This window comes from Spirosoma knui, assembly GCF_054780635.1.
Map to the genome: position 1 here is coordinate 204,935 of NZ_BAAGVY010000002.1, position 14,171 is coordinate 219,105.

At 50.1% G+C, this 14,171-nt stretch carries 10 protein-coding genes; 5 read left to right on the forward strand and 5 right to left on the reverse strand.

Annotated features, from left to right (window positions below; all coding sequences use genetic code 11):
• Positions 1-148: 148 nt before the first annotated feature.
• Positions 149-874, reverse strand: coding sequence for a LytR/AlgR family response regulator transcription factor (locus ACYVIY_RS05590; RefSeq protein WP_460975311.1), 726 nt, complete (start codon positions 872-874; stop codon positions 149-151).
• Positions 875-892: 18 nt separating this feature from the next.
• Positions 893-2,014, reverse strand: a complete 1,122-nt coding sequence (locus ACYVIY_RS05595; protein WP_460975312.1) for a sensor histidine kinase — start codon at positions 2,012-2,014, stop codon at positions 893-895.
• A gap of 270 nt (positions 2,015-2,284) precedes the next feature.
• On the opposite strand from ACYVIY_RS05595, the gene ACYVIY_RS05600 reads away from it, so the two are divergent.
• From ACYVIY_RS05600 to ACYVIY_RS05610, 3 genes are all read left to right on the forward strand, one after another.
• Positions 2,285-2,761 carry a (2Fe-2S)-binding protein gene (locus ACYVIY_RS05600; RefSeq protein ID WP_460975313.1) on the forward strand — a complete coding sequence of 159 codons (477 nt, stop codon included), beginning with the start codon at positions 2,285-2,287 and terminating at the stop codon, positions 2,759-2,761.
• A complete protein-coding gene (locus ACYVIY_RS05605) occupies positions 2,758-4,926 on the forward strand; it encodes a xanthine dehydrogenase family protein molybdopterin-binding subunit (RefSeq protein WP_460975314.1) in 2,169 nt (722 codons plus the stop codon). Before ACYVIY_RS05600 ends, ACYVIY_RS05605 begins: the two co-directional genes overlap by 4 nt.
• A gap of 176 nt (positions 4,927-5,102) precedes the next feature.
• Positions 5,103-7,121: a xanthine dehydrogenase family protein molybdopterin-binding subunit gene (locus ACYVIY_RS05610; RefSeq protein WP_460975315.1), complete on the forward strand. Its 2,019-nt coding sequence runs from the start codon at positions 5,103-5,105 to the stop codon at positions 7,119-7,121.
• Between the two features lie 95 nt (positions 7,122-7,216).
• Here ACYVIY_RS05610 and ACYVIY_RS05615 read toward each other — a convergent pair whose 3' ends face one another.
• Positions 7,217-8,071, reverse strand: a complete 855-nt coding sequence (locus ACYVIY_RS05615; RefSeq protein WP_460975316.1) for an oxidoreductase — start codon at positions 8,069-8,071, stop codon at positions 7,217-7,219.
• A gap of 96 nt (positions 8,072-8,167) precedes the next feature.
• Positions 8,168-9,070 carry a helix-turn-helix domain-containing protein gene (locus tag ACYVIY_RS05620; protein ID WP_460975317.1) on the reverse strand — a complete coding sequence of 301 codons (903 nt, stop codon included), beginning with the start codon at positions 9,068-9,070 and terminating at the stop codon, positions 8,168-8,170.
• Positions 9,071-9,211: 141 nt separating this feature from the next.
• Between ACYVIY_RS05620 and ACYVIY_RS05625 the strand changes: the two genes are divergently transcribed.
• Positions 9,212-10,018 carry an AraC family transcriptional regulator gene (locus ACYVIY_RS05625; RefSeq protein WP_460975318.1) on the forward strand — a complete coding sequence of 269 codons (807 nt, stop codon included), beginning with the start codon at positions 9,212-9,214 and terminating at the stop codon, positions 10,016-10,018.
• A gap of 95 nt (positions 10,019-10,113) precedes the next feature.
• The gene (locus ACYVIY_RS05630) at positions 10,114-11,547 is read left to right on the forward strand and encodes an alpha/beta fold hydrolase (RefSeq protein WP_460975319.1); all 1,434 of its coding nucleotides are present in this window, start codon (positions 10,114-10,116) and stop codon (positions 11,545-11,547) included.
• A 12-nt stretch (positions 11,548-11,559) separates the two neighbouring features.
• On the opposite strand, the gene ACYVIY_RS05635 is transcribed toward ACYVIY_RS05630, so the two are convergent.
• Positions 11,560-14,169, reverse strand: a complete 2,610-nt coding sequence (locus ACYVIY_RS05635) for an ABC transporter permease (protein WP_460975320.1) — start codon at positions 14,167-14,169, stop codon at positions 11,560-11,562.
• Positions 14,170-14,171: the final 2 nt, after the last annotated feature.

Consider the following 14,171-nt stretch of genomic DNA (forward strand, 5'->3'; position numbering starts at 1 on the left):
GTATATGTATAACAAATGCCTTGCCAGGAAGCAGAAAGGCTATTCCTGCGCAGGAATAGCCTTTCTATTCAAAATATGCCTTGGAACACTTGTCCAGAAACGGACATTTTTGTACGCGTTTGGACAATAACGGGTTACGTTCTAGCGGTCATTTTTTCCACAACTTGTTGCTCAGCACCTTGCTCATAACCCCGTCCCGGTAATGGCGACTGATAGGGATGCGGTGTGCCTGAATAAAGAGTTCGTGGCCTTCGATGCCATCAATCTTGTTCACGGCCACTGTGTACGATTTATGGACGCGAAGGAAGGCTGGGCTAGTCAAGTACTGATCTAACTGTTTGAGGTTTAATAACGTAACGTACTTGCCTTGGGTCGTAAAAATGGTTACGTAGTTCTGTAGCCCTTCAATAAACAGAATGTCGGCATAAAACAACTTTTCGTATTTGTTGCCGCATTTGATAAAGAAATAGTCCGAATCAGCAGTCGCGGTTGGCGGGTTCATCGTCGATTGCGTCAGGAGCCGATGGTATTCCCGGGCTTTGTTGGCCGATTTAAAGAAGCGGTCGAAGGTGATGGGTTTGAGCAGATAATCCAGTACGTTCAACTGAAAGCCTTCCAGCGCAAAACTGGGATAGGCCGTAGTAATGATAACCATCGGCGGTTTCGGTACAATTTTCAAGAAATCGATTCCGGTCATCTTCGGCATTTGAATGTCCAGAAAAATCAGTTCGACCGCTTGTTGGTCGAGCAATGAAACCAGTTCGAGGGCATGCTCGCAGGTTCTTGTCAGGTGCAGAAAATCAACTTCCCGCACGTAACAGGCCAATCCTTCCCGAGCCAGTGGCTCATCATCTACAATAACGCAGTTCAACATATGGTTCGAGAAAGGTGATCAAGCCAATTGTAGAGGAGAAGATGACACACGTTCGGTCAGCAGGACGCGTAACGTCACCTCAAAGCTGTCGGGGCGTTGCTGAATGTTCAATGTATACTGTTCAGGATAGAGTAGGTCCAGTCGTCGCTGCACGTTTTGTAAGCCAATGCCGCCGTATTGTATCACGACGTTATCAGGTTCTATCGCCGTACTATTCGCAACAAAAAGACTCAGCTGTTGACCGTTTAACGCCAGCCGAATGGTTATCCAATTGAGTTGATTGCCGTGCCTGGAAACATGCTTGAAAGCATTTTCAACAAACGTCATGACGATAAACGGAGCAATGCCGAGGTGATCTACATAGTGGGTCTTAATGTCAATGGTCACCTTTACATTACTGTTTTGGCGCAGTTTTTCCAGTTCAATGAAGTTCTCCAGGTAAGCGATCTCTTTGCTAAGGGGTATTTGCTGGTCGTTACATTCATACAGCTGATAGCGTAATAGTTCCGAAAATTTCGCCAGCGAGGCCGACGCCATATCAGGATTTTTATGAATTAAAAAGAAGATGGAATTAATCGTGTTGAAGAGAAAATGGGGATTGAACTGGCTGCGCAGGAATTTCAGCTCGGTTTCCAATTTCTCTTTTTCCAACAACTGCTGTCGCTTGCGCGTCTGGATCCAGTTTTTAGTGAGCTTGATACTCATGGCCAGTGTCATGCTGGCCATGGTCGACGGCAGCGCATTGCCCAAGAACTGATAATAGCAGGCCGACTCGCCAAATAACTTCTGTATGGTTTTTCCACTGACAAAGGCACTGAAATAATAGCCACCCGCAATACAGAAGGTAGCACACAATACCGTCAAGAGAAAATAAGCGATGTAGGGCACAAATCGACTTTTCTCCAGAAAGGCAGGCACTAGAAAATACAAATTAAAATAGACAGCTAACGCCTGAAAAATGACGTAGAAACTGTATTTGAGTGCGTAGGGTAGGATGATGATCGTGTGGAAAACGGTAACCGGGTTGCCCCACGTAATGACCCACGAGACATAATGGTACACAAACCAGAACGGCAAGTGGTAAAGCTTGTAGTTAAAAAACCAGTTCTGATTTGGTGAGCTATTTGATAAAGCAGGCATGGGTTGTCTACACGGTTTGTCCAATTAACACGTCTCACAAGTTATACGAATTGAGGGAAATTGCATCGATACAATACACGAACGACCTAAACCAATTGACCACTTACCTAACCCGAAGGATAAGCTGCAATTTCGTCTTGACCGGTATCTACTGCTGAAATCAGAAGCTTATCAGGCTGTTCGTCAACTAGATCAGGTCGGTGGTCAATTCTATTTTTCAATCGCGCGGCCTCTGTATTTATTTGCTTAACTGGTTTAAATGCAAGAGATATGCCTTCCTATACGCTATTGATCAACGGTAAGAGATACACCGTCAGCGCCGATGCACAGATGCCTTTGCTTTGGGTTATTCGGGACCTGGTTGGCCTGACTGGCACAAAATACGGTTGCGGTATAGCCCAGTGTGGTGCCTGTACTATACACCTGAAGGGCGCACCTATCCGCTCCTGTTCCTTTCCTGTATCAGCCGTGTTGAATCAACCCATCACCACGATTGAAGGGATTTCTAAAGACAACGAACATCCCGTACAAAAAGCCTGGATTACCGAGCAGGTACCTCAGTGTGGCTACTGCCAAAGCGGGCAGATCATGTCGGCCGTTGCTTTATTAAAGATGAATTCCCACCCGACCGACGATGATATTGATGCCGCCATGCAGGGTAATATCTGCCGTTGTGGCACGTATCCCCGAATCCGAAACGCTATTAAAACAGCCGCTGGTATGCTGGCTAAACCGAAAGATCAATGAAACATAGTCAGGGGGTATCGCGCCGAACGTTTATCCGACAAACGGGATTATCAGGGATTGCGTTAACAATTGGCGCCTACAGAGTTGGTTCGGCTCAATCGACGGTCGATATCGTCAATGGTCAAACGGTCGTTCAACCAGGAACGGAGCTGATGGCCTGGATTTCGATCGACCAATCGGGTCGGGTAACGCTGATGAACCACCGGTCCGAAATGGGACAGGGAACGTTTCAGGCCATTCCTCAAATGATAGCCGAAGAGCTGGAAGTCAATCTGGATCAGGTTACGATTTTGTCTGCACCAGCAAATCCCGCCCAATTTGGTCCTCAGCCCCAGGAAGGAAGTTTTTCGGTGCGGGGTTGGTATAAACAACTGTTACAGACCGGGGCGGCCGCACGAGAAATGCTCATCGACGTGGCCGCTACACAATGGCAGGTACACGCTTCAGAGTGCTACGCGGAAAACGGTCAGGTTATTCATCGGCCTTCCGGTAAAAAAGTCAATTACGGGTTACTGGTCGAAAAAGCCACCCAATTGACTCCCCCGCAAAACGTTTCCTTGAAAAGCCGGAAGGCGTATAAGCTCATCGGGAAGCCGATGCCCAGGCAGGACATTCCGCTGAAAACGAATGGTAGGGCTCAATTCGGACTGGATAAAAACTTGCCAGGGATGCTCTATGCCGTAGTTGAGCGTAATCCACGATTTCGTGGGAAAGTCAATGGGTTCGATGCGGCAAAAACCATGGCTGTGCCGGGTGTCAGACGTGTGCTACCCATACAGCGAGTTGTTTTTGAGAGCCTTTGCGAAGGGGTTGCCGTCGTGGCCGATTCGCTATGGGCCGCGATGCAAGGACGCAAAGTACTGGTGGTCGATTGGGATGATTCTGGCTTTAACCATCTTAATTCCGACGAGCTTGCTACCCAGATGCGAGACGATCTCAAAAAGCCCCGCCCATCAGATCAACTCGAAGCTGCTTTTCAGGCCGCGGCCAAAAAGCTGGAAGTGGTTTACGAAACGCCTTACCAGTCACATAGTTGTATGGAGCCCCTCAACTGTATCGCCCATGTACAGGAAAACCGCATCGACATTTGGGGGCCAATTCAGGAAGCTAACTGGATACAGGCTGATTTGAGTGAGCGAATGGGGGTCCCAAAAGAAAACGTCACGGTCAATATGACCTTCTTGGGTGGTGGGTTTGGACGCAAGGCATTTCCCGACTATCCTTACGAAGCGGCCTTACTCTCGAAAGCCATGAACGCCCCCGTTCAGGTCGTGTGGACGCGGGAAGATGATATGAGCCTGGGGCCATTTCGACCTGGTGCTTTCTATGCCTGCAAGGGAGGCCTTGATACCGATGGGCATATACAGGCCTTTCAGACGATCACCGCTACGCAGCAGATTGGACAGACCTGGAGCCCTGAATCCTATCCTGACCCAAAACCGCTGGGGTATAATGAAGGGAGTCTGGAAGGGATGCCAAGCCCTTATCTCAAGGCAATTTCGTACTATAGTTTTAGGGTAGCTAAAACCCACTCGCCTATACCGGTCATGTGGTGGCGCGCCCCAGGGGCATGTACGGCAGGTTTTGCCGGTGAAAGTTTCATCGACGAACTCGCGCATCTGGCGGGGCAGGACCCGATGACCTTCCGCCGAAACCATCTGCCCGACAGGCGTTATCAGGCACTAATCGATCAGTTGGAGATCATTAGTGGATGGAAGTCAAGGATTAAGAATGCGGGTTGGGGTGTCGCCATAACCGAGTGCTTTGGCGGCATCTGTGGTCATGTGGTGCAGGTTTCACGCCAGTCAGACGGAAAGGTCAAGATTAAAAAAGTAATTGCGCTGATGGATTGTGGCTGGTATGTTAATCCAGATATCATTCGTGCTCAGGTAGAAGGGAGTATCATCATGGGCTTGGGGGCGGCTAATAAACATGCGACCACATTTGCCGATGGGAAGGCCGTGGAGCATAATTTCGATACCTACGATATGCCCCGCATGATTGATACACCAGAAATTGAGGTGCATATCATGGAAAATGATGAACCCGCTGGTGGGGTTGGTGAACCCGGTTTACCACCTTTAGCTCCCGCTTTGTGCAACGCGATTTTTGACTTGACCGGCAAGCGGATTCGCATTTTACCCTTTAGATTAGATGAGGTGTAGTCATTCAGCAGACTTGCCTTACGTAGCGAAACAGGGATATAATGAATAAAAATAGTAGAGTAAACCGTAGAGGTTTTCTTAAAGTCAGCTCCCTTGCCAGCGGAGGCTTGCTATTTGCTTTTGCTATTCCTGGTAAAGCAGAAAGTCTTCGGGTTCCTAGTCTGACAGAAACCCTGTTGAATGCTTATCTGCGGATTGGTACGGACAACAGCATCCACATCATCTTGTCTAAAGTGGAGATGGGACAGGGTATATGGACCACCCTTCCTATGCTGATTGCCGAGGAACTGGATTGCGACTGGAGCCAGATAAAGGTAGAACACAGCCCGCCGGGTCGGGAAGCCGACTTCAAAAAGACGCTTATCCCCAGCTTTACCGGCGGCTCGGAGACAACCGTATCCAAGTTTGACCATTGCCGACAGGCGGGCGCAACGGCCCGGGTGATGCTGGTTACGGCTGCCGCCCGCCGATTAGATGTAAACCTTGAACAATGCCGTACTGAGAACGGGTATGTCATCGCCGGAAATCGACGGGTCAGCTACGGCGAGGTAGCAGCCGATGCTGCAAGGCTGCCTGTGCCTACGGTTACGCTCCGCGAGCCGAAAGACTGGAAGTATATTGGCAAATCGCAGAAACGACTGGATACACCGGATAAGATATCCGGCAAAGCCACGTATGGATTGGATATTTACTTTCCCGGACTGCTGACTGCCGTAGTCGCGCACGCACCAGTTTTTGGGGCTACGGTAAGGGCATTTGATGCCACCAAAACTAAGGTCATAAAAGGCGTTCGGCAGGTTGTTCAGCTGCCAACGGGCGTTGCGGTTATCGCCGATACGTTCTGGGCGGCTAAAGTAGGCCGCGATGCTTTGGTGATTGACTGGAATTTTGGCCCTAACGCAACGCTGGATAGCGCCCAACAGCTGGACGAATACCGCCGGTTGGCCACCACTAAGGGCTTACCCGTTCACCAGAAAGGCGACGTAGCGGCTGGTTTGAAAAAAGCGGCTAATGTGATCGATGTAGAGTACAGTTTTCCGTATCTGGCTCACGCGCCGATGGAACCCCTCAACTGTACGGTGAAAATTGGTGTCAATCAATGCGAGGTCTGGGTTGGCACACAATCGCCCCTGCTCCATCAGGCCGAGATTGCCGCTTTTTTGGGTTTAAAACCTGAGAAGGTATTGCTTCACACGCCCCATATGGGTGGTAGCTTTGGCCGACGGGGTTCGTTTAGCGCCGACTGGGTTATGGAAGCGGTGCACATTGCGAAAGCCAGCGGAAAAGCCATCAAGCTGGTATGGACTCGCGAAGACGACATTCAGGGCGGTTATTACCGGCCAGCTTACGTACATCGTGTTCAGGTTGGTACAGACCCGACTGGCTTACCCATTGCCTGGCAACACCGTATTGTCGGACAGTCGCTATTTGCCAATACGCCCCTACAGGGTATGATTGCTCCGAAGGGTATAGACTATAGCTCGGTAACCACCGGAGCTCCTTACTCCAAAATGATCCCAAACTGTTCCTTCGAGCTGCACACCACCCAGGTAGGTGTTCCTGTTTTACCTTGGCGGTCGGTGGGCGCTACGCATACCGTATTCGTGATGGAAACGCTGGTGGATGAACTTGCGGCTCAGGCAGCTGTTGACCCGGTTGCGTATCGGCGGCATCTGCTTAGAGACGCACCCCGGCATCTGGCCGCACTCAATCTGGTCGTCGAAAAGGCAGCTTGGCATAAACCATCAAAACAGGGAGTCTTTAGGGGCGTAGCGGTATGTGAGGCTATGGGTAGCTATGTGGCTCAGGTCATTGAGGTGTCGGTGGAAAAAGAGGAAATTCAGGTACATCGAGTGGTGTGTGCTATTGATTGCGGACTGGCGGTTAATCCCGACGGCGTAGTGGCTCAGATGGAAGGCGGAATTGTTTTTGGACTGACAGCGGCACTTTACGGCGAGATCACACTGGCTGATGGGCGCGTTCAGCAAAGCAACTTTCACGATTACCGAATGCTGCGGCTGAACGAAACGCCAGCTATCGAGGTGCATATTGTTCCCAGCACTGAGCGCATGGGCGGGGCAGGCGAACCGGGGGTGGCACCTGTTGCTCCAGCCCTGGCGAATGCCCTCTTTGCCGCCACTGGGAAGCGCTTTCGAAACCTACCTCTACGGTTAGAAGAAAGTAAGAAATCCTGAATGAATGCTTGACGGAGGGTAAACAACAGGCTTCTCACGCACGTGAGAAGCCTGTTTTAGTTATCCGGTATGTTCTGTGCGCCGTGGATAATGCGCTAAGCAGCGGCTGGTTCAACGAAATTAGTAGACGCCGTCAGTTCTTTCCACTGAGCCAGGTCGTCTTGCAGGGCTTTGATTTTCACATGAGCCATGTCAAACGCATCTTGCCCCAGAAAGAGGTGGAGGGGCGGATTGGGTTCGGCAGCAATCTGGATCATGGCGGCTACGGCTTTGACCGGATCGCCAGGTTGGTTGCCCCTGATTTGCTGCTGGTGAACCGCTTCGGACTCCCGAATCAGCGCGTATTCTTCCATCGAGTCCTGCGGAACCCGTAGCGAGCCCGACAGGAATTCGGTTCGGAAATAACCTGGCTCTACAATGGTTACCTTAATGCCGAACGGAGCCACCTCAGCCGCCAGCGATTCGGATAGCCCTTCAACGGCGAATTTCGTAGCGCAGTAAACGCCCCAGCCCGGGAAGTTGCCGGTGATACCCGCAATAGAGGAGATATTCAAGATATGTCCGGATTGTTGTTTCCGCAACTGCGGCATAACGCGCCGGATCACGTGCAGTAGACCAAACACGTTGACGTCGAAATTGGCACGGGCCTCCTCGTCAGTCAGCTCCTCCAGGCCACCCAACTGTCCGTAACCCGCGTTATTAACGACCACATCAATCCGGCCGAACTGCGCAATCGTAGCCTGAATGGCCTCGTCAACGGATGATTCGCTCACCAGATTTACCGCCATAGGCAGGAAATGGGCCGATTCGACGCCGACGGCCCGACGCAGTTCCGCCACATCGCGCGAGGTTGCTGCTACCCGATGCCCCTGTTGCAGCAACTGATTAACTAACTCAAGTCCAATACCTTTGGATGCACCGGTGATAAACCAAACCTGTTCCGTATTCATGATTTTGTTCCGTTACGTGTATTTGTTTAACGGGAGCAAAGGTAGGTCAGTGGACAGGAGGAGGATTTGCCAAATTCAAACGGATACTTATGAAATTCAAACACGCCGGTAAGCAGACGGTGCCTGACCGGTTTGCTTCCTGAAAAAGTAATTGAAGTGGGCAGGTTCCTCAAAGCCGAGGCTATAGGCAATTTCAGCGATGTTCCAGTCTGAATGCTTAAGCAGCGCCTTCGCTTCGCTGGCCAGCCGACTGGCAATGTGGTCGGTGGTGGTTTTACCGGTTGTGTCCCGAACGCAGCGATTCAGGTGGTTGGTATGCACGGCGAGGTGCTGGGCAAAATCACTCGCCGACCGGAGGGTAAACCGCTGGGCAGGCGTTTCAATCGGGAATTGCCGTTCGAGGAGCTCGATGAATATAGCCGTTAGCCGCGCTCGGGCATCAGGGTGTTGATAGAGCGTATCGGCAGGCTGTAGTTTCATCGCGTAATGAATCAGTTCAGACACGTAGTTTCGAAGCAAATCATATTTAAACACGTAATCAGAGTGGATTTCTGCCAGCATCTTCTCGAAAAGCGCACTTACTTCGCCGTCCTGACGCACGTTTAAGGGGTATGCAGATTGCCCCCCCGGCCGGAACGGCGGTAAGTCCGTCAGGTTAGGGCTTAACCGGCCATTGAAGAAGGCTTCCCGGAAAATGCAGAAAAAACCGGTCGTGTCGTCGGCTATGGGTTGCCAGGTATACGGCACCAGTGGGTTAAAAAACAGGAGCGTTGGTTGTGTGATTTCGATGCTTTTATCGGCGTAGTGATACGCGTGGTGCCCACGGATGAGCGAAATCTTATAGAAATCGCGCCGACTATAGGCTACCGGCCGGGCATTGGGAGCCAGACACTCTTCCAGGCGGAAGACGTTGGCCTGCCCCATGTCAAGTTGCAGCGTTTCGGGCAACTGCTTGAACTTGTGCCGGTAAAACTCTTCGAGCGTTTCGGTCTTTTGCATAGAGCAAACTTACCAAATTCAAACCGCATTCTGACTGTTGGTGGCTAAACCACTAGATCAGGTTGCAACTTAGATGCTTATCTTGCCTCTGTTACGCTGAACAGAGACCGTAACCAGTGTGAAAAACGGGCACGTATTCCAATGACCGAAATCTTCGATAACATCCGTAAGCTGTACCGATTCTACACGCCCACCAACGAACTGGCGCAACACATCGAGTTTTTCTCGGAATCGTCCGCTGAGGAAACGTATCAGCACGTAGCAAGCAATCCGTTTACAGTCAGGATGTTTCCGAGCTGGACGCCTACCTGTTATATTAATCTGGGTGAGCCGTATCAAATGGTGGTCGGTGCTAATCGATATTTAATCCAAAAGGATGCTGATGTGCTGTTGCTTCGAAACTCTATTGTCGAGCGATTTAACTTGCCAACCGACCACATATTTACCATCAAGTTTTATCCCGGCGGACTCGAAGCGATACTGGGTATCAACCAGGTGCAGTTGGTCGATCAGGTTGTACGATTGGAAACGATATTGCCCGTTGCATTGATCCAGCGTGTCAAACAGCTAAATGAGTTTGCCGAACGAATTGAACTGCTTGAGTCTTTCTTTTTGAGTCAATACGTCAGCCGCAAACGAGCAGATCATTACCGAACCATCGTAACCAATACCATTGGTACGTTTGAAGCGAGTGGGTTAGTGTTCAATCCGGGCCAGCTGGCCGACCGGACATTCGTGACGGCTAAAACCATCAACCGCTACTTTCACCGGGTCGTGGGTGTATCCCCCAAACAGTACTTGTCTAGCGTAAGAGTCAGGGCGGCCTTGACGGGCTACGTCGCCAATCGAACCCAATTCTCACCCGACGACTTCGGCTATTACGACATGAGCCATTTCTATAAGGATGTCGTCAGATTTACAGGCCAGAAGCTGAGTGAGTGTTTGTAGCGCGGACGGTCCGCGTTACAATTCAGATTGTCCGTTTTTTACTAAAATCTGCGCAGTTCGTCTTTTTGCTTTGTAGAAAATTAATAAGAAGACGAATGAACAACCATTTGGTAGTAACCGCGCTATTCTTACTCCTGCAATTTCCTCTACTATCAGCCTGGAGCCAGCCAGGTGTCGTTCGTAAACTGGAACCCTGCGCCTGTCAAGTTAAAGTAGACAGCAGCTTTCAGACTCGTTGCGCGTACCTGATCGTGCCCGAGAACCGAAAGAAGAAGAATGGGAAAACCATTAAACTCCCCTTCATTCTGGTGGAAAGCAAAAATCCCAACAAAAAGAAGGACCCGTTGCTGTTTACGGCAGGTGGGCCAGGTGGTAGTTCGCTGGGCTGGGTGAGGGGAGTCCCCCAGCGATTAGTGATCAACGATCGCGATTGCATTGCCTTTGAGCAGCGAGGCACCCATTACGCCGTTCCGAATCTGTGGAGCGATGAACTGAGTGATGCCATCAAAGAATCGTATCGCAAAAATCTGAATAAGGATAGCATGGTTGTGGTTGGCACTAAACGCTACAGAAAAGCACTGGAATCTAAAGGCATCGATTTGTCTGGGTATAATACAGACGAAACCGTGTCAGACATTCACGACTTGCTGGCTACCTTAAAAATCGATTCGGTTAATCTGTTTGGTGGATCCTATAGCGGAGGGCTTATGCTGGCTGTGCTACAGAAAGACCCGTCCAAAGTTAGGTCGTTAGTGCTGGACTCACCACTCCCGACCTTTGTTCCCATTGACGAGGATGAGCCAGCTAACTTCAATGAATCGTTGAACGTACTGTTCAGGCATGTTGACCAGGACTCGACAGATAAAGCGCGGTATGGAGACCTGAAAGGAAAATTCGAGCGCTATTTTACGTCAATCGGCGGTAAACTATTTACGATTTCCTACGTTGAAAACGGCACTACAAATCCATTGCAAATTCAATATACGCGCAGTGATTTGTTGGGTATCCTTGTCAACTCTCCTCCGAAAGATATTCCGTTCATCATTACGGAAATGATCCAAGGGCATCATGAGCGCTATATCAGACCAATGCTCGACAATATACTTGCCAACGGTAATGGCCCATCCGGCATGCGGATTTCGGTGTATTGTGCTGATCAGGCAGCGTATCATAGCGAAAAGGTCCTCCAGCAACTCTATGAAACTTACCCATATCTGAAGGGGTATCACATTAATGATGTCTATAAAGAAATGTGCGATTGCTGGCAGGTGCCGCCCATCAGTCCAGCGACCAAACTACCCTTTTACTCCAGCAAACCGGCTTTGTTAACCGATGGCGAAATGGACAACGCCTGTCGCCCGCTCTACATCGACAGAATCCATCATTACATGCCCAACAGCCAGCGATTGTTGTTTATCAATCGGGCCCACATGGTTAGCGGGCCCGATATGAACTACTTCATGCGGGAATTTTTAAATAATCCGTACAAGAAAATAGAGCCGAATAAAAAGGAGATTGTAGCGTACTAACTGATTACTACGCTATTCACTTCGCAAGCTTTTGACGGGGTTCATCAGGGCGGCTTTAAGGCTTTGAAAGCTTATGGTCAGCAGCGCAATGAACAGGGCGGCTAACCCGGCCGGAACGAACATCCACCACTCAATATCAATCTTGTACGCAAAATCCTGTAACCACTGGCTCATTGTGTACCAGGCAATCGGTACGGCAACGACGATGGCAATAATCACTAACTTGATGAAGTCGACGGCCAGCAGCCGGAGTATGCCCGTTACGCTGGCCCCCAATACCTTCCGAACGCCAATTTCGCGGGTACGTACCTGCGCGGTGAATGTGGCTAAGCCAAACAAGCCCAGACACGAAATCAGGATGGCAATCGACGCAAACAGGTTAAATAGGGTGCCCGTTTGTTGCTCCGACTTGTAAAGGCTGTCGAATAGATCGTCCAGAAAGAAGTATTCGAACGGATAATCGGCGTTGTATTGCTTCCAGGAGTGTTCGGCTGCCGCTAGTACAGGTTCAGCTTCTTTGCCTATCGTTTTGATATAGATTGCATTGAGTTGCTCGGGAGCGTAATAAAAGATGGCTGGTTCTATTTTCTGGCGCATGGAGGCAAAGTGAAAGTCTTTCACAACCCCGATGATCGTGCCCTTGCGGTTCCAGAGCCGGAATCGTTTCCCGATAGGGTTTTTAAGACGGGCCGCTTTAACGGCCGTCTCATTCAGGATGAAATGGACTGAATCCGAAACCGCCCCTGTGAAGTTGGCTCCTTCCTGCAGCTTCATTTTAAAGAAGGGCACAAAGTCTTTGTCAATCGCAACCGGACGCATAAACATGGTTTCACCTTTTTCTTTGCCATCCCATTCGTTATCGCCGGTTTGGTTCCCAAGCTGAATTATGTTTGAACTGGCTCGGGTTACGCCAGCCACACCGGGCTGATTCAACAAATCAGCTTTTATTACGTCGTAGTGCTTATTCAGATCACGCATGAAATACGCGAACACATGCGTCTTGTCGTAACCCAGTGATTTCGACCGGATATACTCGAGTTGCTTACTGATAATAAACGTACCAACAATCAGAATCACCGATACCGAAAACTGCGTAACCACCAGTACCTTGCGGAACGTAACATCACTCATGCGGGCCGATACTTTGCCTTTTAGCGCCTTCAGCGGATCAAAAGAAGACAGCAGTAAGGCCGGGTAAATGCTTGACGCAACCAGCGTTCCGAAAATGGTCAGGCCAATAAGCTGCCATAAGCGATAGTCTGACAGGTCAAGAACCAACTGCCTGCCGGAAATCTGGTTGTAGACGGGTAAAAGGAAATAAATCAAGCTAAGCGCCAGCCCGGTTGCTACGGCGAAAAGCAGTGCGGTCTCCACCAAAAACTGTAAAAACAACTGCTGGCGTGCCGCACCCACAATTTTGCGCATGCTTACTTCTTTAGAACGTAGCATGGCGCGGGCAGTGGATAGGTTAACGTAATTGATGCACGCAATCGCCAGAATGAGCAGGGCGATGAGTCCAAACATCCTGACCGTTTCAATACCGCCGTTGGTGCCGTCGGCTCTGTACAGATGCATGTCGGACAAAGGTTGTATTACGTAATTCAGGTCCGTATCATCGGGTTTATGGCTAAGGTGGATGGTCCGTAATTTATCCGCAAGCGCCTGGATAGAGGTGCCGGGTTGGAGTAGTAAATACGTTTCGTAATTAAACTCGCTAAAGTCCTGCGCAACGGTTTTACCATCGTTCCTGCCTCCGTAGATGTCTTTAAAACGTAGTGACATAGGCAACAGTATGTCGGCCGTAATGCTCGAATTTTTGGGGAAGTCGTTGATGATACCGCTGACCTTAAAGGAAGTCTTATCATCGACCGACAGGATTTTGCCTATGGGGTTACTATCGCCAAAATAGCGATTAGCGGTCGTTTTGGTGAGCACAATCGAGTGATTGTCGGGAAACGGATTGGCTGGGTTTCCCTGAATTAACCTGAAGTCAAAAACTGAGAATAATGCTGGGTCGGTGAACTTGGTGCGGTCTTCTTTGAACACCTTATCGGCGTACTTAAACAAAGTATACGTGTCATTAAAGCTCATCCGAACGGCGTCTTTTACTTCCGGTAGCTGCTTTTTTGCGTAGTCCGTAATGGGCGCTACGGTCACCGTCCAGAGTTGCCGACTACTGCCGGTCCCTCCCCAGTTTTCGAGCCGGTAGATGGACGAAGCCTGCCGGTGAAACCGATCGAAACTTAGTTCATGCTGCACCCAAAGCAGAAGGAGAATGCCAACGGTCAGGCCGACGGTCAGGCCGGTCATGTTGATCAGCGAGTAGAATCGGTTCTTCAGCAGACTACGCTGAGCGGTTTTAATATAATTACGTAGCATGAGGATAGCTAAGGGGTTAGGATGATCAGGTTGTTTCCGTTTAATCATGGAAGGACGCATATAGGCCAGTACCTCGCGCCAGTACGTGTTCCGGGCTTTGCGTGCTCCCAGCCGTTGGACCCGTAAGGCGTAGCGCTCGTGGATATCGCCCAGCACTTCCTCCCGCAGGTGGGGAGCCACCAGCCAGTTGAGCAGTTTGTCAGGCCACTTGGGCGGTGGGGGCGTTGGCTGATTTGGGTTCATAC

Bases quoted from the DNA above. Each gene is read 5' to 3' on its own strand.
- ACYVIY_RS05615 (WP_460975316.1), bottom strand. From the start codon at position 8,071: ATGAATACGGAACAGGTTTGGTTTATCACCGGTGCATCCAAAGGTATT.
- ACYVIY_RS05630 (WP_460975319.1), top strand. From the start codon at position 10,114: ATGAACAACCATTTGGTAGTAACCGCGCTATTCTTACTCCTGCAATTT.
- ACYVIY_RS05595 (WP_460975312.1), bottom strand. From the start codon at position 2,014: ATGCCTGCTTTATCAAATAGCTCACCAAATCAGAACTGGTTTTTTAAC.
- ACYVIY_RS05605 (WP_460975314.1), top strand. From the start codon at position 2,758: ATGAAACATAGTCAGGGGGTATCGCGCCGAACGTTTATCCGACAAACG.
- ACYVIY_RS05620 (WP_460975317.1), bottom strand. From the start codon at position 9,070: ATGCAAAAGACCGAAACGCTCGAAGAGTTTTACCGGCACAAGTTCAAG.
- ACYVIY_RS05625 (WP_460975318.1), top strand. From the start codon at position 9,212: ATGACCGAAATCTTCGATAACATCCGTAAGCTGTACCGATTCTACACG.
- ACYVIY_RS05635 (WP_460975320.1), bottom strand. From the start codon at position 14,169: ATGAACCCAAATCAGCCAACGCCCCCACCGCCCAAGTGGCCTGACAAA.
- ACYVIY_RS05590 (WP_460975311.1), bottom strand. From the start codon at position 874: ATGTTGAACTGCGTTATTGTAGATGATGAGCCACTGGCTCGGGAAGGA.
- ACYVIY_RS05600 (WP_460975313.1), top strand. From the start codon at position 2,285: ATGCCTTCCTATACGCTATTGATCAACGGTAAGAGATACACCGTCAGC.